This window comes from Roseateles sp. P5_D6, from assembly GCF_054049415.1.
In genome coordinates this window covers 207,925-231,534 of sequence record NZ_JBFUMK010000004.1, presented here as the reverse complement: position 1 = coordinate 231,534, position 23,610 = coordinate 207,925, and the positions used below count along the sequence as shown (strand labels likewise).

Annotated in this window: 26 protein-coding genes; 15 read left to right on the top strand and 11 right to left on the bottom strand. The window is 69.1% G+C overall.

The window, feature by feature from the left end:
- Nucleotides 1-53: 53 nt before the first annotated feature.
- Nucleotides 54-335, bottom strand: a complete 282-nt coding sequence (locus ACXJKM_RS06900; RefSeq protein ID WP_056191800.1) for a BTH_I0359 family protein — start codon at nucleotides 333-335, stop codon at nucleotides 54-56.
- Nucleotides 336-458: 123 nt separating this feature from the next.
- The gene (locus ACXJKM_RS06895; protein ID WP_457351197.1) at nucleotides 459-1,355 is read right to left on the bottom strand and encodes a hypothetical protein; all 897 of its coding nucleotides are present in this window, start codon (nucleotides 1,353-1,355) and stop codon (nucleotides 459-461) included.
- Nucleotides 1,356-1,389: 34 nt separating this feature from the next.
- Between ACXJKM_RS06895 and ACXJKM_RS06890 the strand changes: the two genes are divergently transcribed.
- The 4 genes from ACXJKM_RS06890 to ACXJKM_RS06875 all read left to right on the top strand — a co-directional run bounded on the left by ACXJKM_RS06890 (nucleotide 1,390) and on the right by ACXJKM_RS06875 (nucleotide 5,031).
- On the top strand, nucleotides 1,390-2,172 hold the full coding sequence (locus tag ACXJKM_RS06890) for a fumarylacetoacetate hydrolase family protein (RefSeq protein ID WP_457351196.1): 783 nt from the start codon (nucleotides 1,390-1,392) through the stop codon (nucleotides 2,170-2,172).
- Nucleotides 2,169-3,107, top strand: a complete 939-nt coding sequence (locus ACXJKM_RS06885) for a nucleoside hydrolase (RefSeq protein WP_457351194.1) — start codon at nucleotides 2,169-2,171, stop codon at nucleotides 3,105-3,107. Before ACXJKM_RS06890 ends, ACXJKM_RS06885 begins: the two co-directional genes overlap by 4 nt.
- 201 nt (nucleotides 3,108-3,308) lie before the next feature.
- Nucleotides 3,309-4,313: a sensor domain-containing diguanylate cyclase gene (locus ACXJKM_RS06880; protein WP_056191807.1), complete on the top strand. Its 1,005-nt coding sequence runs from the start codon at nucleotides 3,309-3,311 to the stop codon at nucleotides 4,311-4,313.
- 40 nt (nucleotides 4,314-4,353) lie between these two features.
- Nucleotides 4,354-5,031: a DUF4197 domain-containing protein gene (locus ACXJKM_RS06875; RefSeq protein ID WP_056191809.1), complete on the top strand. Its 678-nt coding sequence runs from the start codon at nucleotides 4,354-4,356 to the stop codon at nucleotides 5,029-5,031.
- Here the strand turns inward: ACXJKM_RS06875 and ACXJKM_RS06870 are convergent.
- On the bottom strand, nucleotides 5,028-5,513 hold the full coding sequence (locus ACXJKM_RS06870) for a GFA family protein (RefSeq protein WP_457351192.1): 486 nt from the start codon (nucleotides 5,511-5,513) through the stop codon (nucleotides 5,028-5,030). The two genes, ACXJKM_RS06875 and ACXJKM_RS06870, sit on opposite strands and share 4 nt — an antisense overlap.
- A gap of 92 nt (nucleotides 5,514-5,605) precedes the next feature.
- On the opposite strand from ACXJKM_RS06870, the gene ACXJKM_RS06865 reads away from it, so the two are divergent.
- Nucleotides 5,606-6,517, top strand: a complete 912-nt coding sequence (locus ACXJKM_RS06865) for a ProQ/FINO family protein (protein WP_457351190.1) — start codon at nucleotides 5,606-5,608, stop codon at nucleotides 6,515-6,517.
- Nucleotides 6,518-6,530: 13 nt separating this feature from the next.
- Here the strand turns inward: ACXJKM_RS06865 and ACXJKM_RS06860 are convergent, their stop codons facing one another.
- A complete protein-coding gene (locus ACXJKM_RS06860) occupies nucleotides 6,531-7,910 on the bottom strand; it encodes a leucyl aminopeptidase family protein (protein ID WP_457351188.1) in 1,380 nt (459 codons plus the stop codon).
- Nucleotides 7,911-8,079: 169 nt separating this feature from the next.
- Here ACXJKM_RS06860 and ACXJKM_RS06855 point away from each other — a divergent pair, with 169 nt between their 5' ends.
- The 5 genes from ACXJKM_RS06855 (at nucleotide 8,080) to ACXJKM_RS06835 (ending at nucleotide 12,235) form a co-directional block, all read left to right on the top strand.
- Nucleotides 8,080-8,256 (top strand): hypothetical protein, encoded by a 177-nt coding sequence (locus ACXJKM_RS06855; RefSeq protein ID WP_457319903.1) that lies wholly within the window; start codon nucleotides 8,080-8,082, stop codon nucleotides 8,254-8,256.
- Between the two features lie 118 nt (nucleotides 8,257-8,374).
- On the top strand, nucleotides 8,375-8,953 hold the full coding sequence (locus ACXJKM_RS06850) for a hypothetical protein (RefSeq protein ID WP_056191818.1): 579 nt from the start codon (nucleotides 8,375-8,377) through the stop codon (nucleotides 8,951-8,953).
- 10 nt (nucleotides 8,954-8,963) lie between these two features.
- The gene (locus tag ACXJKM_RS06845) at nucleotides 8,964-9,518 is read left to right on the top strand and encodes a tRNA-uridine aminocarboxypropyltransferase (protein WP_457351186.1); all 555 of its coding nucleotides are present in this window, start codon (nucleotides 8,964-8,966) and stop codon (nucleotides 9,516-9,518) included.
- A 9-nt stretch (nucleotides 9,519-9,527) separates the two neighbouring features.
- Complete coding sequence (locus ACXJKM_RS06840; protein ID WP_457351184.1) at nucleotides 9,528-11,633, top strand: protein-disulfide reductase DsbD family protein; 2,106 nt, start codon at nucleotides 9,528-9,530, stop codon at nucleotides 11,631-11,633.
- On the top strand, nucleotides 11,630-12,235 hold the full coding sequence (locus tag ACXJKM_RS06835) for a redoxin domain-containing protein (RefSeq protein WP_457351183.1): 606 nt from the start codon (nucleotides 11,630-11,632) through the stop codon (nucleotides 12,233-12,235). Before ACXJKM_RS06840 ends, ACXJKM_RS06835 begins: the two co-directional genes overlap by 4 nt.
- Here ACXJKM_RS06835 and ACXJKM_RS06830 read toward each other — a convergent pair whose 3' ends face one another.
- Nucleotides 12,236-13,150, bottom strand: coding sequence for a glutaminase (locus tag ACXJKM_RS06830; protein ID WP_457351181.1), 915 nt, complete (start codon nucleotides 13,148-13,150; stop codon nucleotides 12,236-12,238).
- Nucleotides 13,151-13,184: 34 nt separating this feature from the next.
- Here ACXJKM_RS06830 and ACXJKM_RS06825 point away from each other — a divergent pair, with 34 nt between their 5' ends.
- On the top strand, nucleotides 13,185-14,093 hold the full coding sequence (locus tag ACXJKM_RS06825; RefSeq protein WP_457351180.1) for a class I SAM-dependent methyltransferase: 909 nt from the start codon (nucleotides 13,185-13,187) through the stop codon (nucleotides 14,091-14,093).
- A 12-nt stretch (nucleotides 14,094-14,105) separates the two neighbouring features.
- Here the strand turns inward: ACXJKM_RS06825 and ACXJKM_RS06820 are convergent, their stop codons facing one another.
- Both ACXJKM_RS06820 and ACXJKM_RS06815 read right to left on the bottom strand, forming a co-directional pair.
- Nucleotides 14,106-15,605 carry a serine/threonine-protein kinase gene (locus tag ACXJKM_RS06820; protein WP_457351179.1) on the bottom strand — a complete coding sequence of 500 codons (1,500 nt, stop codon included), beginning with the start codon at nucleotides 15,603-15,605 and terminating at the stop codon, nucleotides 14,106-14,108.
- 13 nt (nucleotides 15,606-15,618) lie between these two features.
- The gene (locus ACXJKM_RS06815) at nucleotides 15,619-16,491 is read right to left on the bottom strand and encodes a c-type heme family protein (RefSeq protein ID WP_056191831.1); all 873 of its coding nucleotides are present in this window, start codon (nucleotides 16,489-16,491) and stop codon (nucleotides 15,619-15,621) included.
- 167 nt (nucleotides 16,492-16,658) lie between these two features.
- Here ACXJKM_RS06815 and ACXJKM_RS06810 point away from each other — a divergent pair, with 167 nt between their 5' ends.
- From ACXJKM_RS06810 to ACXJKM_RS06795, 4 genes are all read left to right on the top strand, one after another.
- Complete coding sequence (locus ACXJKM_RS06810) at nucleotides 16,659-16,838, top strand: DUF1731 domain-containing protein (RefSeq protein ID WP_457351177.1); 180 nt, start codon at nucleotides 16,659-16,661, stop codon at nucleotides 16,836-16,838.
- On the top strand, nucleotides 16,822-17,751 hold the full coding sequence (locus tag ACXJKM_RS06805; RefSeq protein WP_457351175.1) for a hypothetical protein: 930 nt from the start codon (nucleotides 16,822-16,824) through the stop codon (nucleotides 17,749-17,751). The genes ACXJKM_RS06810 and ACXJKM_RS06805 overlap by 17 nt, the downstream gene beginning before the upstream one ends.
- A gap of 96 nt (nucleotides 17,752-17,847) precedes the next feature.
- Entirely contained in the window at nucleotides 17,848-18,516 is a 669-nt protein-coding gene (locus tag ACXJKM_RS06800) for a response regulator (RefSeq protein WP_056191837.1), read from the top strand.
- 12 nt (nucleotides 18,517-18,528) lie between these two features.
- Nucleotides 18,529-19,923: a sensor histidine kinase gene (locus ACXJKM_RS06795; protein ID WP_457351173.1), complete on the top strand. Its 1,395-nt coding sequence runs from the start codon at nucleotides 18,529-18,531 to the stop codon at nucleotides 19,921-19,923.
- Here the strand turns inward: ACXJKM_RS06795 and ACXJKM_RS06790 are convergent.
- Genes ACXJKM_RS06790 through ACXJKM_RS06775 form a run of 4 tightly spaced genes read right to left on the bottom strand, consistent with a single transcriptional unit; the run spans nucleotide 19,880 to nucleotide 23,576 of the window.
- Complete coding sequence (locus tag ACXJKM_RS06790) at nucleotides 19,880-20,470, bottom strand: hypothetical protein (RefSeq protein ID WP_457351171.1); 591 nt, start codon at nucleotides 20,468-20,470, stop codon at nucleotides 19,880-19,882. The genes ACXJKM_RS06795 and ACXJKM_RS06790 overlap by 44 nt on opposite strands.
- A gap of 53 nt (nucleotides 20,471-20,523) precedes the next feature.
- Nucleotides 20,524-21,288 carry a ParA family protein gene (locus tag ACXJKM_RS06785; RefSeq protein WP_457319924.1) on the bottom strand — a complete coding sequence of 255 codons (765 nt, stop codon included), beginning with the start codon at nucleotides 21,286-21,288 and terminating at the stop codon, nucleotides 20,524-20,526.
- 45 nt (nucleotides 21,289-21,333) lie between these two features.
- A complete protein-coding gene (locus tag ACXJKM_RS06780) occupies nucleotides 21,334-21,666 on the bottom strand; it encodes an antibiotic biosynthesis monooxygenase family protein (RefSeq protein ID WP_056191846.1) in 333 nt (110 codons plus the stop codon).
- Nucleotides 21,666-23,576 (bottom strand): B12-binding domain-containing radical SAM protein, encoded by a 1,911-nt coding sequence (locus ACXJKM_RS06775; RefSeq protein WP_457351169.1) that lies wholly within the window; start codon nucleotides 23,574-23,576, stop codon nucleotides 21,666-21,668. Before ACXJKM_RS06775 ends, ACXJKM_RS06780 begins: the two co-directional genes overlap by 1 nt.
- Between the last annotated feature and the right edge of the window lie 34 nt (nucleotides 23,577-23,610).

Genomic DNA, 23,610 nt, shown 5'->3' with positions numbered 1-23,610 from the left:
CATCTTGTATCAGGCTTGGCGGCAGAGCAACGTCAGATCGGCCCCCTAAACGTTCAGTGCATCACGACCGGTTGCTGGCCCATCACGGCATAGCGCTCGATGAAGGCGTCCAGTTCGTCCTCGGAAGGCTCGCCATCGTCGATGAGGGCCTGCACGCCTTGCTGGAAGGATTCGGCCAGGGCGCCTTCGATGAAGATTTCCTTGCGGGCGAACTTGTCGACGATCTCAAAACCGCCTCGGTTCAGCTGCGGGCCGGCCTCCACCGCCTGGAGCTCGGCGTGTGGGACGTCGAACTGGACGACGATGAAGCTGTCGGAGTTGTAAAGCATGTGCATGGAGTTCTCCTCAGGGCTTCAGCTGCGGGTGAGGCCTGGTGTTTCAAGCCCCGCTTGGTTCAGATACTGGCAGAACGCCCTGCTGTTCGGGTCATCCCATGCGCTGACAACGTGTAGGAAGCGTCAGGAGTTCACGTCGGACAGACGGATCTCGAAACCGCGCGTTTCGGGGTCGCCCTGGCGCAGGCGGACCGGCCAGTAGCCGCGGTTGGGGTCCAGCCACAGCTCCACGCCAGGGTCTCGCTCACCCAGCGGCAGGCGTCGCAGATGCAGGCTGCCGGCGTCTTCAGGCGTCGCATCCACGGTCTCGAAGGTCCATTCCCGCAGTTCGCCGCGCAATCCGGCCACCCAGACACGCCAGCGCCCACCCGGTGTCGGGGCGGCCTGCACCAAGGCGGCGAGTTGCAGCCACCAGGACAGGCGGTCCTGCGCGCCCTCGGGCAGTTCGAGCTGGGCCGGGCTGGCCGAGAAGCTGACACGCCGCCCTTCGGCATCGAAGTTGATGGCTTGGCGGTCCTGGCCGCCGCGCTGCAGCGCGAAGCGTTCGGGGGCCAGGCCCGCACTGCCGGTATGGCCCAGGCTTTCCAGGGCCGGCAGCGCGCGCTCGCCGATGCGGCGGGTCAGGCGCAGGCTGTAGCGGCCATCGGCTTCGGGGCGCCAGTCCAACAGCGCCTCGCCATCCTGGCCGCCCTGGCGCAGCCGGTACTGCCAGGCGGCTGGGCCGGCCAGGCGCAGCGGCGGGGCCTCGGGGGCGGCGATGGGGGCTTCAACGGCGGGCATCGGTGGCCTGGCGCTGGCGCGGGGCGAGCGGGCCTGAGGCAAGGGCCGGGTGGATGGGGTGGGCTCGGGCAGGGCCATGGGCAGCGTCGGCGGCTGCAACAACGCGATGCTGACGGCCCGCGCCGGCCGAGCGGCGCTGTCGTCGCGCACCCGCTCACCGCCCAGCAGCAGCGCGTGGACGAGCAGGCTGGCCGCCAGTGCAACCGTGGCGGCGCGGGGTGAGGGCAGGGCGGCGCGCATCGCACAATGCTGCCATCACCCTGAACTCCCGCTCATGAAACTCGCCAGCTACGCCGACGGCTCGCGCGACGGCCACCTCGTCGTCGTGTCGCGCGACCAGACCCAGGCGCATTACGCCACCGGCATCGCCACGCGCTTGCAGCAGGTCCTCGATGACTGGGGCTTCCTGTCGCCGCAGCTCGAAGACCTGGCCGTGCAGCTCAACCACGGCAAGCTGCGCCACGCCTTCGCTTTCGAACCCGAGAAATGTGTCGCGCCTCTGCCACGCGCTTATGGCTGGGCCGTTGCCGACGCCGAAGGCGGCGTGCGCCGCGAAGCTGGTCAGTTCCATGGCGCGCATCAGCCTTTGAGGGCGCCGGCGGCCTGCGAGCCGGCCCTTGCCGTCATCACGGGCGACCTGGCAGCAGCGAGTGATGCCGCCTCGGCACTTGATGCCATGCGCCTGCTGACTTTTGCCGTGGACTGGCGCCTGGACGGCGAATTGATCGCCACCCACTGCGCGCCGTTGGCCGTCACGCCTGATGAGTTGGGCGAGGCCTGGGGCGCCGGCCGTCTGCAGGCCCGCCTGGTGGCCCTGCACAACGGCGCCAAGCTCGATCCGCGCGACGTGGCTGCCCTGCCCGGTGACGCACTGGCGCGTCTGGCCCGCTTGCGGGCGCTGCGCGCCGGGCAGTTGGCCGGCTCGGCCCTGGGCGGGCTGGATCTGCCGCTCGCGCCCGGTGACAGCCTGCGCCTGGACCTCAAGACCGCCGACGGCCAGCACAGCCTGTTCGGCGCCATCGACATCGATCTCGCACCGCCACCCGCATCCGTATGAGCCAAGCCATCATCATTGACACCGACCCGGGCCAGGACGACGCCATCGCGCTGCTGCTGGCCGCTGCCAGCCCGGAGCTGGAACTGCTCGGCGTGACCACGGTAGCCGGCAATGTGCCGCTGGCGCTGACGACACTGAACGCCCGCAAGGTCTTGGAATTGGCCGGCCGGCGCGACGTGCCCATCTGCGCCGGTGCCGACAGGCCGCTGGACGTGCCCCTGGTCACCGCCGAGCATGTGCATGGCGACACCGGCCTGAACGGCGTCGAGCTGCCCGAGCCGACGCTGGCCCTGGACCCGCGCCATGCGGTCGACTTCATCATCCAGACCCTGCGTGAGCGCGAGGCCGGCACCGTGACGCTGTGCCCGCTGGGGCCACTGACGAATATTGCGCTGGCCCTGCGCCAGGCGCCCGACATCGCGGCGCGCATCCGCCGCATCGTGCTGATGGGCGGCGGCTTTTTCGAGGGCGGCAACGTCACGCCGGCCGCCGAGTTCAACATCTATGTCGATCCGCAGGCGGCCCATGAGGTGTTCACGAGTGGCGTGCCCATCACGATGGCGCCGCTGGACGTCACCCACGAGGCGCTGACGACGGCGGCCCGCATCGAGGCCATCCGCGCCTTGGGCAACCGCGTTGGCAGCGTCGTCGCCGCCTGGATGGAATTCTTCGAACGCTTTGACGAGGAGAAATATGGCCAGGACGGCGGCCCGCTGCACGACCCCTGTGTCATCGCCTGGCTGCTGGCGCCGGAGCTGTTCACCGGCCGGGACTGCAATGTGCGCGTCGAGACCCGGAGCGAGCTGACGCGCGGCATGACGGTCATCGACTGGTGGGCCGTCACCGGCCTGCCTGCCAACGCCCAGGTGCTGCGCCATGTCGATGCTGACGGCTTCTTCGCGCTGCTGACCGAGAGGCTGTCGGCTCTGCAGTGAGTGCGTCATTGAGCGAAAGCCGGGATGGTCCGGCAGGGCAAGATCCGGAACTCCATTAGTACGCGCTTGACGCATAGATGATGTGCAAACGGGTATCGACATCATTTATATCCGGTGAGACACTGGCCACTGGGGGGGACACCGCAGCGCCCGGGGTGGAAGAGGCGCATCGTCGCGCGACGGCGCGTCGAGGAGACATCGATGCCGACCAGAGACAAGCTGCTGGAGGTCATCGCATTGCAGACCGAGGTGGCCGGACTGGGGCTGGACCTGGACTTGGACCTTGGGCGCCTGCTGGATCGCGTCGTCAAACGCACCCTGAGCCTGGTGGATGCCGACGGCGCCGCCCTGGAGATGGCCGAGGGCGACGAGATGGTCTACCGCGCGGCAGCCGGCATGGCGGAGGGCAGCCTGGGCCTGCGGCTCAAACGCAGTCACAGCCTGTCGGGCCTGTGCGTCGCCCAGGGGCGGGCACTGCGCTGCGACGACGCACTGCTCGATCCGCGCTGCGACCGCGCCGCCTGCGAGCGCCTGGGCCTGCGCGCCATGGTCGTCGTGCCGCTGCGTCATCACGGCGTGACGGTGGGCGTGCTGAAGGCCATGTCCAAACGCGAGGGTCATTTCGCTGACCGGCATCTGTCCCTGCTGGGGCTGGTGTCCCAGCTCGTCGCCGCGGCCATGTATTTCGCCACCCGCTATGCGCCCGCCGAACTCTTCCACAAGGCGACGCATGACGGGCTGACGGACCTGCCCAACCGCTCCCTCTTCCTGGATCGCCTGCATGCCTCGCTGGCCCAGGCCATGCGGGACGGCCAGCCGCTGGCCGTCATGATGCTGGACATGAATGGCCTCAAGCGGATCAACGACGGTTTCGGTCATCGTGCCGGCGACGCGGCGCTGTTGGAGTTCGCGCGCCGCCTGGTTGGCGGCCTGCGCCAGTCCGACATGGCGGCGCGGCTTGGGGGTGACGAGTTCGGCGTGCTGCTGCGGCCGCTGGCGGCCGACGGCGGCCTGGAGGCGACGATGCAGCGGCTGGCGGCGCATCTCGACGGCGGCTTCGAGTTCGAAGGTCGGCTGCTGCAGGTCGGTGCCAGCATGGGCACGGCCTGCTTCCCCGAGGATGGGATGGATCTCGGCCGGCTCATCGAGCTGGCCGACCAGCGCATGTACCGCCACAAGCGCGGCCTGCAGCACGCCCACGCCTGAGCCGGTGGCAAGATGGCGCTCCGTCTCACCGGAGCCCGCCATGCAACGCCGCCTCGTCATCGCCAGTGCCCCCGCGCTGTTCCTGCTGCGCCCGGCCTGGGCGCTGAACCTCAGCGAGGGTGATGCCAACGCCGGCATCCGCGCGGCCCTGGAGCGCGGCGCCAATTCGGCGGTGTCGCTGCTGGGGCGTCCCGACGGCTTTCTCGGCAACCCGCTCGTCAAGATCGAGCTGCCGGGTTATCTGAGGGACGCCGCCAAGCTGCTGAAGGCCACCGGGCAAGGCAGGAAGCTCGACGAGCTCGTCACAGCGATGAACCGCGCCGCCGAAGCCGCCGTGCCGGCGGCCAAGCCGCTGCTCGTCAAGGCGGTGAAGGACATGAGCGTCGAGGACGGGCTGAAGATCCTCAGGGGTGGTGACGACTCGGTGACGCAGTTCTTCGCCGTGAAGACGCGCGAGCCGCTGGGCCAGCAGTTCCTACCCATCGTGACCAAGGCGACCGAGAAGGTGTCTCTCGCCGACAAGTACAACGCCGTCGCCAGGAAGGCCGGCGGCTTCGGCCTCGTCAAGGGCGACGAGGCCAACATCCAGCAGTACGTGACGGCCAGGGCGCTGGACGGGCTCTACCGCATCATTGGCGAGGAGGAGAAGAAGATCCGGCAGGACCCGGTTGGTACGGGCAGCGCCATCCTCAAAAAGGTTTTCGGCGGGCTGGGCTAGGGCCTGTAGTGCGCCTTGTGCCACTCGGCCAATGACACGTCGGGGTACTCGTCAAAGCGCGGGTCCCGAGGCGAGCCCTCCACCTCGACCCAATCCGCCTTGGAACCCACCATGCAATGCACGTGCTCGGGTGGCGTCGGCAACGGCGTGTCGATGGCGCTGGCATGCGGGTGCACAAGCTCCGGCCAGGTCGGGTCCCAGAGCCACAGCGCGCTGCCGCACTTCATGCAGAAGTAGCGCCGCCCGCTGCTCTTGTGCCGGCCCTTGCCTTCCTTGTTCGGCAGCTTGGCGCGGTAGATGCGCAGATGCCGCTTGCCCTTGACCTTCATCGTGTGCGTCTGAGCGCCGAGGTTGATCGCATAGCCGCCGGCGCCGGCCGTCTTGCGGCAGATGGAGCAGTAGCAGCGCATGAAAGGGACGGGTGAGTCGGCCTCGACCGAGAACTTCACGCTGCCGCAATGGCATGAGCCTTCGAGGTGCATTTGCTGGCCTTTCTGTGGGATGGCGTGCAGGAGCCCATGATGGCCGACAATCCCGGCCCTTGCCTGTTTGCTGCCGCTTCGACGGCTTTGCGATGAATTCCGATCTTCCTGATCCCGTCACCCCGTCCGAAGAACCGGCAGCCGCTGTGCCCGCACCCGTGCCTGTGCCTGAGGCCACACCGGCGGCCACACCCGAAGCCGCGCCCCAGATCGAGAGCGCGACCGAGGTTTCCGCCGACGCCGCGCCGGCTGCTGCTGGCTCGCCCGCTGCGCCGGCGGTAGACGCCACTGCCGAGCTCAAGGCCCTGTTCCCGGCCCTGTTCACCGGCAAGCCCAAGCCTGTCAAGCTGCGCGTGCAGGCCGACATCCAGGAGCGCGCACCGGGCAAGTTCAGCAAGGCTCAGCTCAGCGCCTTCCTGCGCCGCCACACCGGCAGCACCGGCTATCTGATCGCGCTGACCCAGGCCAAGAGCCGCTTCGACCTCGACGGCAACCCCGCCGGTGAGATCACGGAAGAGCATCTGAATGCCGCCAAGGAAGAGCTGACCCGCCGCCGCGGCCTGAAGCAGGAGCGCGAGCAGGTGGAGCAGGAGCGCCACCAGCTCGAGGCGCAGCAGCGCCGCAACCGAGCCCAGCTGCTGTGGGACTTCGAGCGCACGACGCTGACCGAGGCCAACTTCTGCGTGCTCAAGGGCGTGGTGGCTGAGGAGCTGCCGGGCCTGCTGGAGATCGCTCGCAAGGAGCGCGCCGAGGCGCCGCCTGCCCCGCCGCGGGAGGTGCGCCGCGAGGGCCCCCCGCCGCGCCGCGATGACCGACGCCCCGGTGGCGGCGGTCGCCCCGAGGGTCGCTCAGAAGGTCGCCGCGAGGGTGGCCGGCCGCCGCAGCGCCAGGGGCAGGGCAGGAAGCCCGATCAGCCGCGCCGCGACCAGGCGGCCAAGCCCCAGGTAGCAAAGGCGCAGCCGGCCCCCGAAGCTGAGCCGACCAAGGATCAGGCGCCCGAGTAATCGGGCCGCGTCATCAGGCCGAGTAGCGTTGCTCCAGGTAGGCGAGCAGGGTGCGGATCGTCTGCGCCTCGCCGCCCACTGGCCGGCCGGCGCGAGGCGCGTCGTTCCAGGCGAACAGGTCGACGTGCAGCCAGTCCTGCTGAGGCGGCAGGAAGTCTTCCAGGAACAGCGCGGCGTTGATGGCACCGGCCAGCGGGCTCTTGCCGGTGTTGACGATGTCGCCGATCGTGCTCTCGATGCCAGCGTGGTACGGCGCCCACAACGGCATATGCCAGAGCGGGTCGTCCAGCTTCAGGCCCAGGTCAACGAGGTCGCGGGCCGTGTCCATGTGCTTGGCAAACAGCGCCGGCAGCTGGGCGCCCAGGGCCACGCGCGCGGCACCCGTCAGCGTCGCCAGGTCGATGACGAGGTCGGGCTTGCCCTCGGCGGCATAGGCCAGCGCGTCGCACAGGATGACGCGACCCTCGGCATCGGTGTTGCCGATCTCGATGTGCAGGCCCTTGCGGGTCTTGATGACGTCACCGGGCCGGTAGGCGTTGCCCGAGATCGAGTTCTCGACCGCCGGGATCAGCAGCTGCAGACGCACCGGCAGCTTCAAGGCCATGATGAGGGTGGCCAGGCCCAGCGCGTTGGCCGCGCCGCCCATGTCCTTCTTCATCTGGCGCATGCCCTCGCCGGGCTTGATGTTCAGGCCGCCGGTGTCGAAGCAGACGCCCTTGCCCACCAGGGCCAGCTTGGGGTGCTTGGGATTGCCCCAGTTCAGCTCGATCAGGCGAGGTGAGCGCATGCTCGCGCGGCCGACGGCGTGAATGCTGGGGAAGTTCTTCTTCAGCAGGGCGTCGCCGATGGTTTCTGCATAGGTCGCGTCGTATTGCTTGGCCAGGGCCTTGGCGGCGGCGGCCAGCTCGGCCGGGCCCATGTGCTCGGCCGGCGTGTTGACGAGATCGCGCGTGGCCGAAATCGCCGCAGCCAACGCCAGGCCGCGTTCGGCGTCAGCACCGCCCTTCAGCACCAATGTGGCCGGCGCGCGCTTGGCTGGCTTGTAGAGGTCGAAGCGGTAGCCGCCCAGCTCCCAGGACATGGCCGCGCCCTCCGGCAGCAGGGCCAGGCCGGCGTCATCCAGCTTGTAGACACCTTCCGGCAGGGTCAGCGGCAGATGGCTCAGCGAAAAGGGGTGAGCGCTGTGGGCCACGCCGGCAAAGACCTGGGCCAGGCGGCCATCGGCTCCGGGAATCAGGGCGTGGCTGTCCGGCGCACCGACAAAGCCGACCGTCGCCAGCCAGGCGCGGGTGGCCGGTGGCAGGCCGGGGGCCAGGGCCTGGAAGGCGGCGCGGTCCACGACGGTGATGGGAGTGGCCTTGGCCGGGAGGGTCTTTTTCAGCTGGACGGTCATCGCGGAGTCCTGGATTCAAAAGCGGCATTGTCTGCATAGCCGGTGACCGCAGGCCACAAGTGCAAAGAAGTGTGTTTGGCCTGTCAACCACCCCCAACCAGCCCGCGTTGTGCCTCCCAATCGCGCCCCACTCGGCGTGAGACGGCCCTCAAAAGGCCAGACAGCCATGATGAAGATCCAGCCCCGCACTGAACACCCGCCGCGCCGCCTGCCCCTCTCCGAGGTGGCCTGGAGCGCCGAGGAATCCGTCGAAAAGGGCCGCAAGCACGAGGCCTTCGACACCGGTTTCTACAGCGGCGAACGCCGCGGCCTCGCCCGCGCCATGCGCCTGGACCGCAAGCGCTGAAATCGGCAACTCTCCTCTTTGCAGCCCGCCGTCCGACACCGGACGGCGGGCTTTGTTTTGGGCTGAACGGGAAATCCTCCCGGATTTGCTGGCGTGACAGCGCCGAGAATGCGCCCCCATGAAAGCCGCCCGCCGCTCCATCGCCTTCTTCTCCGGCCTCCTGCTGTACTGCTTCGGCGCGGGCGCCGCCATGAAGTACGCCAGCACCGGCCTGCCGCGCCAGGTCTATGCCCAGCTGGGTGGCCGCAACAGCCTTCAGGTCATGCTCGGCGAGGCCGTCGCCATTGCGCTGCTGCTCTTCATTGCCGCGCTGATCTGGGGCTATCTGACGCTGCGGCCGCAGCGCCGCCGGCACCGCCCCTATGTCGCGTGGATGATGTCCGGCGTCGGCGTGGCCTGGGCGGGCTGGTTGATCTTCGGCGCCTTCAGCTTCGCGCTGAAGCCGCGCGCCTACTCGGCGCCCCTGCAGAGCATGCTGCTGTCGTCCAGTGCGGCGCCGCTGTTCGGTGCCTTCAACATCTTCGGCGTCGTTGGCGGCGTCTGGCTGGCCGGCCGGCTGGCCAAGAGGCGCCAGGTCGGCTTGCCCACCACGCGCTCGCGCCGCCACCACGGCGAGGAGGAGTCGGCCGCTGATGCCGGCGCCGACAGCACGGTGTCGACCATCGCGCCGCACTCCGTGTCGCCACCGGTGAACTGAGCCGAGGCGCATGCCCCGCGCGGTCTGCCCGCGCTGCGAGCGCCCGGCCTGCACCTGCCTGTGCGCCACGCTGCCGGCGCCGCTGGCCGTGCGCACCGAACTGCTCATCCTCCAGCACCCGGCCGAGGCCGGCCATGCCAAGAACACCGCCGCCTTTCTGACGCTCGGCCTGAGCCCAGCCGCGTGCCTGCTGCGCGGCGAGGCTTTCGACCCCGCACTGGCCCGCCCCGGCACGGCGCTGCTCTACCCGGGCGAGGGCGAGCCGGGCACGTTAGCCGAAGTGAATCACCTCATCCTGCTGGACGGCAATTGGCGCCAGAGTCGCCGCCTGCTGGCAGTCAACCCCTGGCTGGCCGCGCTGCCGCGGCTGAGCTTGCCCGAGCAGCCCGGCCGCTATGCGATACGCCGAGCCCACCGCCCTGGCCAGCTGTCAACACTGGAAGCCGGTTTGCATGCCTTGGCCCTGTTGGAAGGCGGGCCGGAACGCTTCGCACCGCTGTGGGCCGCGTTCGATGCATTTGTTCAGGCAGGCCTGTCACGACAGGGTGAAAGCGGGATGGCCTAGGATTTCGGGATGTTCTCGTTCCTGCGCCCCCTCCTTCCGGCTCTGCTGGCCGCCCCGCTGCTGGCCTTTGCCGCACCGCCCGAAGCGTCCACGGAGCATGTGCAGGCCCGCCTCGTCTCCAGCCAGGCCGCGGTGGCGCCGGGCCAGCGCTTCACGGTGGCACTCGAGCAGAACATCAAGTCGCACTGGCACACCTACTGGCTCAACCCGGGCGACTCCGGCCAGGCGACGACGATCGACTGGAGTGGCGCCCAGGCCGGGCCCATCCAGTGGCCCACGCCGGCCATCCAGGCCATCGGCCCCATCGTCAACTACGGCTACGAAGGCCGCGCGGCCCTGCTCGTCGACTTGACGGTGCCGGCCGACGCCAAGCCCGGCAGCCGCTTCAAGCCGGCAGCCGAGGTGAAGTGGCTGGTCTGCAAGGATGTCTGCATTCCCGAGCAGGTGTCGCTCGGGCTGGACCTGCCGGTGGCGGCCGAGGCCAAGGCCGGCCCCGACGCAGCCCAGATCGAGGAATGGCGTGGCGCCATTCCCAGGCCCGCAACCTTCGCCGTGCAACTCAAGCCCGCGCCGCAAGGCGTGCGCCTCAGCGGCCCAGCGACTGGCCTGAACCTGCCCATCAGCAAGGCCTATTTCTTCGCCGACACCTGGGGCGCCGTCGCTCACAGCGCCCCCCAGGTGTTCCGAGCCGAGGGAGCCGGTTGGGTGCTGGACATCCCTGCCGGTGACGAACCCTTGCCCGCTGGCAAGCCGTTGTCCGGTGTCATCGTGCTGACGACTGCGGCCGGCGAACAGGCCTGGACCGTCTCCGTGCCCATGCCCGAAGGCGCCGGCAAGGGACCCGGCCCGGCCGATCTCAACGCTCCTGCGGCCGAAACCGCCACGCCCGCCCCCGCGCCAGAAAGCGACCTCGGCCTGCTGCCTGCCCTGGCCCTGGCCCTGGTTGGCGGCCTGATCCTGAACCTGATGCCTTGCGTCTTCCCGGTGCTGTCCATCAAGGCGCTGGCCCTGGTGCGCGAGGGCAACCACAAGGCGGAGGGTCTGGCCTACACGGCCGGTGTGCTCGTCAGCTTCGCGGCGCTGGCGGCGGTGTTGATCGCGCTGCGCGCCGGCGGCCAGCAGGTGGGCTGGGGCTTCCAGTTCCATTCGCCGGTGTTCGTGCTCATCGTCAGCTATCTGCTCTTCCTGGTCGGGTTGAACCTGTCAGGGTTCTTCGAATTCGGCGGCAGCTTCACCGGTGTGGGCTCCAACCTGGCCGCGCGCCAGGGCCTGGCGGGCAGCTTCTTCACCGGTGTGCTGGCGGCCGTCGTCGCCACGCCCTGCACGGCGCCTTTCATGGGGGCCGCGCTGGCCTTTGCGCTGTCCCAGCCGGCGGCGGTGCTGCTGGCTGTCTTCCTCGCGCTGGGCCTGGGCCTGGCGCTGCCCTTCCTGCTGCTGGCTTTCTGGCCCGCGGCGCAGCGCTGGTTGCCGCGGCCCGGCGCGTGGATGGACAAGTTCAAGCAGTTCCTCGCCTTCCCGATGTATGCGGCCGTCGTCTGGCTGCTGTGGGTGCTGGCCCAGCAGGCCGGCCCGGATGGCGTCGCGATGGCGCTGGGCGGCCTGGTGCTGATCGCCTTCGCGCTGTGGCTGCACCGCGCTGGGAGGGGCGTCGTCAGCGGCGTGGCGGTGGTGGCCAGCTTCGTGCTGGCGCTCAGTGTCATTCACTGGATCAGGCCCGTGCCTGCCGACGCTCATGCTGCCGCCCCGGGATCGGCCATCGAGGCCTACAGCGCCGAGCGCCTGGCCGAACTGCGCGCTCAAAACAAGCCGGTCTTCGTCAACATGACGGCGGCCTGGTGCATCTCCTGCCTCGTCAACGAGCGCGTCGCGCTGTCGCGCCCCGAGGTCAAGGACGCCTTCGCCAAGGCCGGCGTGGCCTATCTGAAGGGCGACTGGACGCGTGAGGACCCGAACATCACCGCCGTGTTGAAAGCCCATGGCCGCTCCGGCGTGCCCCTCTACCTCTATTACGCACCGGGCGCCGCCGAGGCCCAGGTGCTGCCGCAGATCCTTACCCCCGGTCTCATCGTCGAGGCCATCTCTGTGCCCCCCGCCTCTTCCAGGAGTTCGACATGACCTTGCTTCGCCGCAGCCTGCTCGCCGCCCTGATCCTTCCTGCACTGGCCCATGCCACGGCCAATGTCGACGCGCCCGCGCCGACCTTCTCTGCCACGACGGCCGACGGCAAGACCGTCAATCTGGCCGACTACAAAGGCAAGACCGTCGTGCTGGAGTGGACCAACCACGACTGCCCGTATGTCAGGAAGCACTATGGCAGCGGCAATATGCAAACCCAGCAGAAAGCCGCCGCGGCCCAGGGCGTCGTCTGGCTGCAGGTGATCTCCTCCGCGCCCGGCCAACAGGGCTTCGTGGACGGTGCTACCGCGCAGAAGCTCAACGCCGACCGCGGCGCAGCGCCCACTGCGACCCTGCTCGACCCCAAGGGCGAGCTCGGCAAGCTCTACGGCGCGCAGACGACACCACACATGTACGTCATCAAGGCCGATGGCACGCTGGCCTACAAGGGCGGCATCGACAGCCTCGCCACGCCCGACAAGGCCGACATCGCCAAGGCCGAGCCCTACGTCACCGAGGCCCTGGCCGCGGTGGCTGCGGGCCGCAAGGTCGAGAAGGCGTCGACGCGGCCCTATGGCTGCAGCGTCAAGTACGCCAGCTGATCAGAAAACCGACAGCCCCGTCTTCGCGACGAACAGCTCCAGCGCCCGGCGGCCCAGCAAGGAGTTGCCGGTGCTGTCCAGCGCTGGCGACCAGACGCACAGCGTGAGCTGGTCGGGCACCACGGCGACGATGCCGCCGCCGACGCCGCTCTTGCAGGGCAGGCCGATGCGGAAGGCGAACTCGCCGGCCGCGTCATAGGTGCCGCAGGTCAGCATCAGCGCATTCACGCGGCGCGTCTGCGCCGTGCTGAGCACGGGCGTGCCGGCCAGCGGGTGGCGGCCGTCGCGGCACAGATAGCCGGCGGCGCAGGCCACCTGTTCGCAGCTCATGGCAATGGCGCATTGGTTGAAGTAGACGTCCAGCACCGTGGCCACGTCGTTGTCCAGCGTGCCAAAGGCCTTCATGAAATTGGCCAGCGCCGTGTTGCGAAAGCCGGTGTTGGCCTCGGACTGCGCGACCTCCTTGTCGATGCCGACGGGCTCGCCGCACAGCCGGCCCAGCAGCGCCAGCAGTTCGGCCTTGGCGTCGCCCTGCGACACCAGCCGGTCCGCCACTGCGATGGCACCGGCATTGATGAAAGGGTTGCGCGGGATGCCGCGCTCCGTCTCCAGTTGCACCAGCGAGTTGAACGGGCTGCCCGAGGGCTCGCGGCCGATGCGGTCCCACATGGCCTCGCCCAGCGCGCGAATCGCCAGCGTCAGCGAGAACATCTTGGACATGCTCTGGATGGAGAAGGGCACCGCGCTGTCGCCAGCCGCGGCCGTCTCGCCCGCGCAGGTGCGCAGCGCGATGCCGAACTGCAGCGGCGACACCCGCGCCAGCGCCGGGATGTAGCTGGCGACCTTGCCGCCGGCCGTGGCGAGTTGCGGGCGCAGTTCGGCGTTGATCTCGTCGAGGATGAGCTGGAGGTCCATGGCGGCCATTCTGGCCCGGGACAATGCCTCACCCATGCAAGCTCTACTCGACGTCATCGCCGCCTCGGCGGCCCTTCCCCAGGGCGCTCAACGCCTCTTCCACGGCCGCGGCGGCCTGCATCCCGGCTGCGAGCACCTGACGCTGGACGCCTACCCGCCTGCGCTGCTGCTGACCAGCTTTGAGCCGCTGGCCGACGAGGCGCTGGCTGCCATCGGTGCGGCGATCCAGGCGCGCTGGCCTGAGGCGCCCTGGGTCTTCCAATGCCGCCAGGACGGCGGCCGCGTTCAGACGCGCCTGATGGCCGGCACCCTGCCCGAGCCACACGTCGTCAGCGAGGCTGGAGTACCCGATACACGCTACCTCGTGCACCTGCTGCGCGGCCAGAACCATGGCCTCTTTCTCGACATGGCCGAGGGGCGACGCTGGGTGCGCGAGCAGGTGCAACCGGGCGCCAAGGTGCTCAACCTGTTCGCCTACACCTGCGCCTTCTCGGTCGTCGCGCTGCAGGCCGGTGCAGCCGAGGTAGTCAATGTCGACATGGCCTCGGGTGCGCTGGCCATCGGCCGCACCAACCATGAACTCAACGGTGTGAAGGCGGGCGCCAGGTTCCTGGCCCATGACATCTTCAACTCCTGGGGCAAGCTGACCCGCGGCGGGCCCTATGACCTCGTCATCTGCGACCCCCCCAGTTTCCAGAAGGGCAGCTTCGTCGCAACCAAGGACTATGCGCGGCTCGCAAAGCGGCTGCCTGCGCTGCTGGCGCCCGGGGGCCACGCATTGCTTTGCCTGAACACGCCCAAGCTGGGCCTGGATTTCCTGCACGGCGTGATGGCCGAGCACGCACCGGAGCTGGCATTCGTCGAACGCGTGGCGAATCCGGAGGTGTATGCGGACGTCTCGGCAGATCGAGGACTCAAGGTGTTGGCCTATCGCCTGCCCTGAGCCTGCCGCGCCTCAGGAAAGTCGCCCCAGCTCCGCCAGCAACTTCGCCCGCGCTGCCGGATCGTTGACCGACTCCGCCAGCCGGTTGAAGAACACCGCCCGGCTGTCCGTGCCGGCGGCGGCCCGTTTGATCAGCACCTTGGCGATAGGCCCGACATGTTTCGCCAGCAGAACCTGAGCCTTGTCCATGACGGCCTCGTTCAGCGGCCCGCCGATGAGGGTGCCGCTGCCCGCGGAGCCGGCTGAGCCCGCCGTGACGCCCTTGGAGCCACCGGCCGACGGCGAACCGGCCGTGCCGCCGCCTGCCGTGCGGTGGTGGCCGCCGGTGACGAGGCTGGCCTGGCCGAGGAAGGCGTCGCGCGCACGCGGGTCGGTGACCTGCTCGGCCAGCTTGCTGTAGAGCTCGTTGATATCCTGGCACTCGCGCGCGGCGCGGCGCACCAGCACGCTGGCCAGTGGGCCGACGTGTTTCGCCAGCGTCAGCTCGGCCTGGGTCAGCTGGGCCTTGTCCCAGTGCGAGGGCGTGGGGGCACTGGCAGTGCCGGCCGTGGAACCGGGCAGCGAAGAGCCGGACAGCGAAGGCGGCGCGACGGTGGGTGTGGCCAGCGGCTGGGTGGGGCGGGCGCGCGCGGGGGCCAGCATCACGGTCTTTTCCCAGCCGGTGTCGTCGATGTTTTGACCGATGCCGTCGGTGATGGCCTGCTTGAATTCCTCGGCGGTGGCATAACGGTCTTCGGGGCGCTTGGCCAACGCGCGGGCAATGATGGCGTCGAACCAACCCGGGCGCTCGACACCCTCGATGGTCGACGGCGGCTGCGGCATGTCGTTGACGACCTTGTACATCAGCGCCTCGGTCGTGCCGGCGAAGGGCGCGCGGCCGGTGAGGAGCTGGTAGAGCACGACGCCGGCGCCGTAGATGTCCACGCGCCGGTCCATGGGCTTGCCCAGGAACTGCTCGGGCGCCATGTGGCTGGGGGTGCCCACCATGTAGTGGGTTTGCGTGAGGTTGGTGCTCTCGATGCGGGCGATGCCGAAATCGGCCACCTTGAGCCGCCCCCCGGCCGTCGTCATGATGATGTTGGCGGGTTTGATGTCGCGGTGCCAGACGCCCTTCTCGTGCGCATGGCCGAGGGCATCGAGCAGCTGGCTCATGATGCCGGGGATGTCGGTGTCGGTGAAGCGAACCTTGGCGCCGAGGTAGCTGGCGAGCGAGCGGCCCTCGACAAACTCCATCGCGATATAGGCCACGTTCTCGGCGCGGCCGAAGTCGTAGACGGCGACGATGCCCGGATGGTGCAGCCGGCCGGCAGCCTGGGCCTCGTTGCGGAAACGCGAGGCCGGTGCACCGGGGCTGTCGTCGTCGGCGTCGAGCTGGGTGCGGATGGTCTTCAGCGCGACGGTGCGCTGGATGTCGGGGTCGAAGCCCTTGTAGACGACACCCATCGCGCCCTCACCGAGAACCTCGGTGATGCGGTATTTGCCAAGCTGTGTCGGGTGCTTCTTGTCGCTCATGCGCTGAAATGACTCATGTGTCCAGCAGCTTCATGGCCTGCACGACGCTGGCCCGCATGCGAGAGAAGGAATGGGACAGCGTGGCGATCTCGTCCTTGCTGTTGGCCTGGAACTCGGGCGCATCCAGATCGCCCTGGCTGACGCGGTCGGCCAGGGCCGACAGGCGGGTGACGGGGCGCACGACCAGCATCCAGACCATCAGGTTCAGCACGACGCCGACGGCGACGAAGACGCCGATCAGCGACGTGATGAAGACCTTGAAGGTCTGGTCGGCGCGCTGCAGCGGCACGCCCAGGGGGACTGAAACGACCTGCGCGCCGATGACTTCGTTGAGGTTCCAGCCAAAGCCGTTGGCGGGGCCGTACTTGGCGACCATGGTGGCCGGCGCGGCCTCCACGCTGCTGTGGCAGGCCAGGCAGGCGGGGTCGGTGATGCGCAGCGGGCGAGCGATGTACAGCGAGGGGCCGGCGGGCGTGTCGCGCGTGCCGACGGTTTCCTTCAGGTCGGCCGAGGAGCGGAACTGGCCGACGATGTCGACCTCCCAGCTCGTTGCGCGGTCGCGCGGGTTGGTCGGGTTCAGCGTCGCTTCCTTGTAGGCGAACTCGGGGTGCTTGGCCAGCAGCGTCCCCAGCACCTCCGTGGCGGAAAAGCTCGGCACCGTCTCCGGCAGGAACTTGTCGGTCATCTGCGAGACCAGCAGTGGCTTGATCTTCGTGTTGGTGTAGCTGCGCACGGCCAGCGCCTTCTCCATCAGCATCTGCGCGGTGGCGATGGTTTCCTGCTTGGCGTTGTCCTGCAGCAGATTGCGCGCGATGTAGCCGCTCAGGGCGATGCCCAGGCTCATCACGAGCAGATAGACCAGATTGAATTTGGCGAGCAGTTTCATGGTGTTTTTCCCGGAGGCCGGCAATGGTAGTGCGCCGATATGGCTGAGTGGCTTCGTGCTTGCTCGTGGTTCCCGGTGCAAATCCACAGAAGAAAGGGCGCCGGACCGAAATTGGGCCTGCCGATGCAGGTCTGGCCGCCTCCTTCGGCCGCCGTGCCTGGCTGCGCATGCCCGCCTGGCCGCTGCGCATGCTGGCCGGCGAGATGTCCACGCTGCTGCTGGACGGCCAGTGCGTCGTTCCTGCCGCGGCGCGGGCCGCAGACTATTGCTTCCGCTTCCCCACGCTGCAGGCGACTTTGGCCGACCTGGCGGCGCGGCATGATGCCGGCCATGAACTCGCCCATTGACCGCTGCAACGACGGCAGTGCGAACCCGCCGCGGCTGCGCCGCGACATCAACCTCGGCACCCTGGCCGAGCTGCCGCGCGCCTCGACCGGCTGGCGCGAGACGCACGCCGAGCAGCTCGCCCTCTTGAAGGCCGACGGCCACGAAGCCGTGCAGATCTGGCAGCCCACGCGCGAGGCCGCCCGGGCCGCGCGCGACGCCGGCCTGGCCGTCACCGGCATCTGCCGCGCACTGGTTCCAACCGAGGTGGACGCCATCGTGCGTGAGCAGCGCGACCTCGGCTGCGAGATCACGACGCTGCACGTGGGCAACAGCTTCGAGACCGACGCCGAGATGGATGCCCTTGCCGCGGCCGTGCTGGAAGCCTCGGCGCGGCACGGCCACCCGCTCTATGTCGAGACCCACCGCGGCACGATGACCCAGGATCTCCGCCGCACGCTGGATCTCGTCGAACGCTGGCCGGCGCTGCGCTTCAACGCCGATCTGTCGCACTGGTACACCGGCCACGAGCTGACCTATGGCGGCGAGTTCCACGAACGTGCGCAGCGGCTCGCGCCGGTGTTCGAGCGCGTGCGCTTCCTGCATGCCCGCGTCGGCAACCCGGGATGCATCCAGACCGGGCTCGACGACCCCGGCGACTACCTCAGCCACTTCCGCTGGATGTGGCAGCGCTGCTTCGAGGGCTTTCTGCGCGGCGCCGGGCCGGGTGACTACCTGAGCTTCAACGCCGAGCTGCTGCCGCAGAAGATGGGCGCCGACTTCTGGCTGCACTACGCCCAGCCGCGTGTCGACCTGGCGGGCGACCGTTTCAACGGTGAGCCCAGCGACCGCTACGTGGACGCCGGGCGGCTGTGGCAGATCGCCGGCGAATGTTTCGAGGCGGCAACACGCGCCGTGGTGGGCGCGCCGCGCTGACATTCGCTTCGCGGCGCATTGCTGGCATGTGAATGGCCCCGGCGTGACAGCCCTGCGTCAGCACATCGGCCGCTCTCGCGCCATACTGCTGCCACCATGCGCATCCTGCTCGTCGAAGACGACGAACAACTCGTCGAAACTACCGCCCGCGCGCTGCGCTCCCAAGGCTGGGTCGTGGACTGCACCGCCCGCGGCGAGCCCGTGCCGCGCTCGCTGAAGGAGGACGCCTACGACCTCCTCATCCTGGACATCGGCCTGGCGGGCATCGACGGCTTCGAGACGCTGCGCCGCGTGCGCGCCGAGAGCATCGCCGTGCCGGTGCTGATCCTGACCGCCCGCGACGCCGTCGAGGACCGCGTGCGTGGCCTGGAAGGCGGCGCCGACGACTACCTCGTCAAGCCCTTTGCACTGACCGAACTGGTCGCCCGCGCCCGCGCCCTGGTGCGGCGCAGCCAGGCGCGCACCAGCAACCAGCTGCAGCTGGCGCGCCTGCGCATCGACCAGGAAGCCCGCCGCGCCTACATCGACGACGAGCCATTGGCCCTGTCCGCCCGCGAGTGGGATGTGCTGGGCTTTCTGATGGCGCGCTCGGGCAAGGTCGTGCCCAAGGAACACATCGCGCTGGCCAGCAATGCCTGGGACCAGGGCGTCAGCGACAACGCCATCGAGGTCTGCCTGTCGCGCCTGCGCGCCAAGATCGAGCCGGGTGGCGTGCAACTTCGCACTGTGCGCGGCCTCGGCTACCTGCTCGAGGAAATAGGCTGACGGTGGCTGACATTGGCTGAGGGTTCACGCTCCAGCCTGCAGCGGCGGCTGTTCGGCTGGCTGATGCTGCCGCTGGTGCTGGCCTTGCCCGTGCTCGGCACGGCGCTGTACGAGCAGGTCAGGCACAGCGCGCAGAGCTGGCTCGACGAGGGCCTGGAGGACACCGCGCTGACGCTGGCGGGCCAGATCGACGTGCGCAGCGGCGAGCCCCGCATCGATGTCAGCGCCACCATGGACCGCGCCCTGCGCTTCGACCGCCAGGACGATGTCTTCTACCTGGTGTTGGCGCCGCGCGGCGAGGTGCTGCAGGGCGACGCCGGCCTGGCCGAGTTGCAGCCCCGCCCGGCCCCGCAGGCGGCGGGCCACTCCTCCTACGGCGACGTCAGGCTGCGCGGCCGAGAGCTGCGCCTGGTGCAACTCGGCCATGACTGCGGCACCGGTGTCTGCCAGATCCTCGTTGCCGAGACCCTGCACAAGCGCGACGCGCTGCAGAGCGAGATCGGCAGCTCGGTCGCGTTGAACGGCGTGGCGCTGGCTTTGCTGCTGGCCCTGGCCGGCTGGTGGGCCATCCGCCAGGGCCTGGCGCCGCTGACGGGCCTGAGCGCCGAGCTGGAGCATCGCGACCTGCACCGGCTGACACCGCTGGCGGCCAGCCTGCCGCGCGAGCTGGTGCCACTGCAGGCCGCCTTCAACCGCCTGTTCGAGCGCCTGGCCCGCGCGGCCGGCGCCCAGCGCGAATTCCTGGCCGACGCGGCCCACCAGCTGCGCACGCCGCTGACCTCGCTGCAGACCGAGATCGAGCTGGCCATGCTGGAGCCGCACGACCAGCGCGTGGACCCGCTGCTGGAGCGGCTGCGCCAGCGTGTCGTGCGCAGCGCCCGCCTGGCCCAACAGCTGCTGTCGCTGGCCCGCGCGGAGGACCGCAGCGTCGACGTGGGGCAGCGCATCGACCTGCGCGACATCGCCACCGAAAGCGGCCAGGACTGGGCCCATCGCGCGCTGCCTGCGGGTGTCGACCTCGGCTTCGAACTGGCCGAGGCGCCGGCGCTGGGCCATGCCTTCCTGCTGCGCGAGCTGCTCGAGAACCTCATCCACAACGCCGTCAGCTACGCCGGCGCAAGCGCCCGCATCACGGTGCGTTGCGGCAGCGATGCGGCCGGACCGTGGCTGGAGGTCGAGGACAACGGGCCCGGCATTGCGCCAGCCGACCGCCCCGCCGCCATGCTGCGTTTCCGCCGCGGTGACGCTGCCACGGGCACCGGCAGCGGCCTGGGCCTGGCCATCGCGGCCGACATCGCGGCCCGGCACGGCGGCCGGCTGGAGCTGCTGGATGCCCACGCCGGCCCGGGGCTGCGGGCGCGGCTCAGCCTGCCGCCGGTGCCTGCGGACCCAGCCCCAGCTGCTTGAAGAGATTCATCGCGACGACGACGCGCCGCCCCGGCGTGGCCGGCACCTCGTGCATGGTGATGCCCGGGAACATGATCAACGTGCCGGGCCGCGGCTGGTAGGCGCTGGTCTTGGAGAACACCAGCGGCGCGCAACCGGCTTCAGCTTCCAGGTAGACAACGCAGCTCAGGTCGGCCGGCCAGTGGTTGTGCGGGGCCGTGTAGTCGGCCTCTTCGTAGATGGCGCCCCAGCAGTGGGTGACGAGCAGGTCCAGCCCGAGCGAGTCGAGCTCGCCCGACCAGGCCTTGGGCGCGGCCGCCTTGGCGATCTCGACGACGCTGGCGCACAGCGGCAGCAGCTTGGCATTGAGCATGTGGCTTTTCCACGGGCTCATGTACACCGACTTCACGTTGGACTCGGGCGATTGCGGGTGGCTGACGCGCAACTCCTCGATGGCCTCGCGCGCCAGCTGCAGCCGGTCCGCGATCGGGCCCAGCTCGGCAATGATGACGGGCAGTTCGGTCTGGACGCTGGCGCCGACGATGCGTACGGATTCGGGAGTGCTCATGCCGACATTCTGGCCATCGGCGCTGGCGGGCCAAGGCCGGAAAAACGCCCGGTTCAGCCCAGCGCTTCGTACAGCGCCTGCATCTCCTGCGTCAGCTTGTGGCGCGCATCGAGATGGATCATGGGCCGGCTCAGCTCGTGCGACTCCTTCACCTTCACGCTGCTCGACAGATACGGCTGCAGCACCGGCAGGCCCTCGTCCAGCAACTCCTGCACGACGCGCTGCGGCAGCGAGGCGCGGGCCTGGAACTGGTTGACGACGATGCCCTCGACCGACAGCTCGGGCGCGTGGTCGGCACGGATCTCTTCCACGGCCTCCAGCAGGCCGTAGAGCGCCCGGCGCGAGAAGTCGTCGCAGTCGAAGGGGATCAGGCAGCCCTGGGACGCGATCAGCGCCGAGCGCGTGTAGAAGTTCAGCGCCGGCGGCGTGTCGATCCAGATTTCGTCATATTCGTCCGCCAGCGGCAGCAGCGCGTCGCGCAGCTTGTAGATCTTGTAGCGGCTCTCCAGCTTGCCGTGCAGCTCATCGAGCTCGGCGCTGGCCGGCATCAGGTGCAGGTTCTCCCACGGCGTCTCGACGACGAACTCGGTCGCRCCAGGTGCGCGCACGCTGAACTTCAGCGTTGACTCGAAGAATTCAGCCGAGCCCGGTGCGCCTTCATCCAGCGCATCGCCCATCAGGTAGCGGCTGGTGTTGCCCTGGCGGTCCAGGTCGATGACCAGCACCCGCTTGCCCGCTGCCGCGGCAATCGCCGCCAGGTTGCTGGTGATCGTGGACTTGCCCACGCCACCCTTCTGGTTGAACACGACTCGCCGCATCGCCGCCTCCGTTGCTGGATGCGGCGATTGTGCACTGCACAAAAGTCAGTGGGCCGGCGTGGTTTCGGCGAGCGGATGGGCGATGCCGCCATCGCCATAGGTGCGCACCACCTCGGCGATGACCACCTGGTAGCCCCTCAGCCATTTGGCTTGGGCCTGCTTGGCCTCGCGGTGCGCGGGGTGGCTCATCAGCTGCTGCAGGGCCTCCATCGAGTCCCAGTAGTAGACGTTGGAGATCAGCCCGTTCGCTGCGTTCTCCCAGGCTTCCTCGCCGAGGTAGCCGGGAATGGCGCGGGCGATGGCGGCGATGCGGTCGTCCAGCGCGAAGAAATCGGCGTCGTAGTCGCCCTTGGCGAAGGTGAAGGTGGAGGTGTACATCAGGTGATTGTCGCGAGGGCGCGCTCGACGAAGCGGCGCGGCACTGTCGTCTTGGGTACGCGCACCGGGAACCAACTGCGGATATCGCTGTCCACGCCGATGCCGTGCATGAAGTTGTACAGGCCCTTCTTCAGCCCCTGGCCCAGGCCGTCGTGGTCGGTGGGCGTGGGGTCGATGAAGGCGACGTCGTTCTTCGCAAAGCGGCCATCGGCGGGCAGGGGCTGTAGCGTGACGCCGTATTCCGCCGGGTTCAGTCCGACGGGCGAATGCACCGTGCAGGCGAAGCGGTGGAAGAAGCCGCTGTGGATGCAGCCGTTCTCGAACAGCTGGCGCACGTATTCCAGCGCGTCCACGGTGTCCTGCGTTGTCTGCGTGGGGAAGCCGTACATCAGGTAGGCATGCACCAGCACGCCGGCGTCGGCAAAGGCCTTGGTCACGCGCGCCACCTGCTCGATGGAGACGCCCTTCTTCATCAGCTTCAGCAGCCGGTCCGATGCCACCTCCAGCCCGCCCGAGATGGCGATGCAGCCGCTGTCGGCCAGCAGCTGGCAAAGCTCGGGTGTGAAGGTCTTCTCGAAGCGGATATTGCCCCACCACGAGATGGCCACGCCGCGGCGGATCAGCTCTTCGGCCAGGGCCTTGAGCGCCTTGGGCGGCGCGGCTTCGTCGACGAAGTGAAAGCCCGTCTGGCCCGTCTCCTTGACGATGGCCTCGATGCGGTCCACCAGCACCTCGGCCGAGGCCGCCTCGTAGCGCGAGATGTAGTCCAGGCTGACGTCGCAGAAGCTGCATTTCTTCCAGTAGCAGCCATGCGCCACGGTCAGCTTGTTCCAGCGGCCGTCGCTCCAGAGCCGGTTCATCGGGTTGAGCATGTCCAGCAGCGACAGATAACGGTCCAGCGGCAGGCCGTCCCAGGTCGGTGTGCCGACGTCATCGAAGGGAATGTCGGGCTCGACGAAGTTGGTGTACTTGACCGCATCGCTGTCGCGCCAGAAGGTACGCACCAGGCGGGTCTTGGAGCGCTTGCCGGCGACGTGCTCCAGCAGCGCCAGCAGTGGCCGCTCGCCGGCGTCCAGCGTCACGTAGTCGACAAAGTCGAAGACGCGCGGCTCGGCCAGCTCGCGCAGTTCGGTGTTCACATAGCCGCCGCCCAGCACGCAAACGACCTCTGGCCGTGCGGCCTTGATCGTCTGAGCGATGCGCAGGGCCGCATAGACCGAGCCGGGGAAGGGCACGGACAGCAGCACGACCTCGGGTTGGTGCTGTTCCAGCGCGGCCAGCGTCAACGTGTGAAGCGTGCGGTCGACGAGATTGGGCGGTGCGGCCAGGGCGGTGGCCAGCGGGTCGAAATGCGCTTGGGCCGCGGCCAGGGATTCGGCATAGCGGACGAACTCGAAGCGTTCATCGACCGCGTCGCGCAGCACGTCGGCGAGGTCGTTCAGGAAGAGGGTTGCGAGGTGGCGCGCGCGGTCCTGCAGGCCTAAGGCGCCAAACGCCCAGGCGAGCGGGTCGCCGCCGTCCTCGTCGACATAGGCGTCCAGCGAGGCGAAGCGCGCGCCCTCGGGGAGGAAGGCGCGGGTGTTGATGCGATGCGCCAGCGTCGGGTCGCGGCCCTGCAAAAAGCCGAGGACGCGCGGCGTGGCGGCCGCTATTGCGTCGAACTCGGCAGCGAACCAGGCGGTCTGCGGCGTGCGCTTGGCTTCGGGCAGCGCCAGCACGGCGTCACGCAACTGGGCCAGGCCGGCGGGCGTGAACAGCTCCAGCACCAGGGCCAGCGCCAGGTCCACCTGCTGCGCATCGATGCCGCGCGAGCGCAGGAAGCCCGTCAGGTAGGCGGTGGACGGGTAGGGCGTGTTCAGCTGCGTCATCGGCGGGATGACGGAGAGGACGCGGGAACGATCAGACGGCATGCCGTGATTGTCGCGGCCGTCGGCCTCACGGAGA

Excerpts from the sequence above, each read along its gene's own strand:
- ACXJKM_RS06830 (WP_457351181.1), bottom strand. The coding sequence starts at position 13,150 with ATGGACCTCCAGCTCATCCTCGACGAGATCAACGCCGAACTGCGCCCG.
- ACXJKM_RS06900 (WP_056191800.1), bottom strand. The coding sequence starts at position 335 with ATGCACATGCTTTACAACTCCGACAGCTTCATCGTCGTCCAGTTCGAC.
- ACXJKM_RS06885 (WP_457351194.1), top strand. The coding sequence starts at position 2,169 with ATGAGCCAAGCCATCATCATTGACACCGACCCGGGCCAGGACGACGCC.
- ACXJKM_RS06775 (WP_457351169.1), bottom strand. The coding sequence starts at position 23,576 with ATGCCGTCTGATCGTTCCCGCGTCCTCTCCGTCATCCCGCCGATGACG.
- ACXJKM_RS06880 (WP_056191807.1), top strand. The coding sequence starts at position 3,309 with ATGCCGACCAGAGACAAGCTGCTGGAGGTCATCGCATTGCAGACCGAG.
- ACXJKM_RS06835 (WP_457351183.1), top strand. The coding sequence starts at position 11,630 with ATGACCTTGCTTCGCCGCAGCCTGCTCGCCGCCCTGATCCTTCCTGCA.
- ACXJKM_RS06840 (WP_457351184.1), top strand. The coding sequence starts at position 9,528 with ATGTTCTCGTTCCTGCGCCCCCTCCTTCCGGCTCTGCTGGCCGCCCCG.
- ACXJKM_RS06820 (WP_457351179.1), bottom strand. The coding sequence starts at position 15,605 with ATGAGCGACAAGAAGCACCCGACACAGCTTGGCAAATACCGCATCACC.
- ACXJKM_RS06860 (WP_457351188.1), bottom strand. The coding sequence starts at position 7,910 with ATGACCGTCCAGCTGAAAAAGACCCTCCCGGCCAAGGCCACTCCCATC.
- ACXJKM_RS06865 (WP_457351190.1), top strand. The coding sequence starts at position 5,606 with ATGAATTCCGATCTTCCTGATCCCGTCACCCCGTCCGAAGAACCGGCA.
- ACXJKM_RS06875 (WP_056191809.1), top strand. The coding sequence starts at position 4,354 with ATGCAACGCCGCCTCGTCATCGCCAGTGCCCCCGCGCTGTTCCTGCTG.
- ACXJKM_RS06845 (WP_457351186.1), top strand. The coding sequence starts at position 8,964 with ATGCCCCGCGCGGTCTGCCCGCGCTGCGAGCGCCCGGCCTGCACCTGC.
- ACXJKM_RS06805 (WP_457351175.1), top strand. The coding sequence starts at position 16,822 with ATGAACTCGCCCATTGACCGCTGCAACGACGGCAGTGCGAACCCGCCG.
- ACXJKM_RS06790 (WP_457351171.1), bottom strand. The coding sequence starts at position 20,470 with ATGAGCACTCCCGAATCCGTACGCATCGTCGGCGCCAGCGTCCAGACC.
- ACXJKM_RS06815 (WP_056191831.1), bottom strand. The coding sequence starts at position 16,491 with ATGAAACTGCTCGCCAAATTCAATCTGGTCTATCTGCTCGTGATGAGC.
- ACXJKM_RS06890 (WP_457351196.1), top strand. The coding sequence starts at position 1,390 with ATGAAACTCGCCAGCTACGCCGACGGCTCGCGCGACGGCCACCTCGTC.
- ACXJKM_RS06895 (WP_457351197.1), bottom strand. The coding sequence starts at position 1,355 with ATGCGCGCCGCCCTGCCCTCACCCCGCGCCGCCACGGTTGCACTGGCG.
- ACXJKM_RS06855 (WP_457319903.1), top strand. The coding sequence starts at position 8,080 with ATGAAGATCCAGCCCCGCACTGAACACCCGCCGCGCCGCCTGCCCCTC.
- ACXJKM_RS06810 (WP_457351177.1), top strand. The coding sequence starts at position 16,659 with ATGCCCGCCTGGCCGCTGCGCATGCTGGCCGGCGAGATGTCCACGCTG.
- ACXJKM_RS06825 (WP_457351180.1), top strand. The coding sequence starts at position 13,185 with ATGCAAGCTCTACTCGACGTCATCGCCGCCTCGGCGGCCCTTCCCCAG.
- ACXJKM_RS06780 (WP_056191846.1), bottom strand. The coding sequence starts at position 21,666 with ATGTACACCTCCACCTTCACCTTCGCCAAGGGCGACTACGACGCCGAT.
- ACXJKM_RS06870 (WP_457351192.1), bottom strand. The coding sequence starts at position 5,513 with ATGCACCTCGAAGGCTCATGCCATTGCGGCAGCGTGAAGTTCTCGGTC.
- ACXJKM_RS06800 (WP_056191837.1), top strand. The coding sequence starts at position 17,848 with ATGCGCATCCTGCTCGTCGAAGACGACGAACAACTCGTCGAAACTACC.
- ACXJKM_RS06850 (WP_056191818.1), top strand. The coding sequence starts at position 8,375 with ATGAAAGCCGCCCGCCGCTCCATCGCCTTCTTCTCCGGCCTCCTGCTG.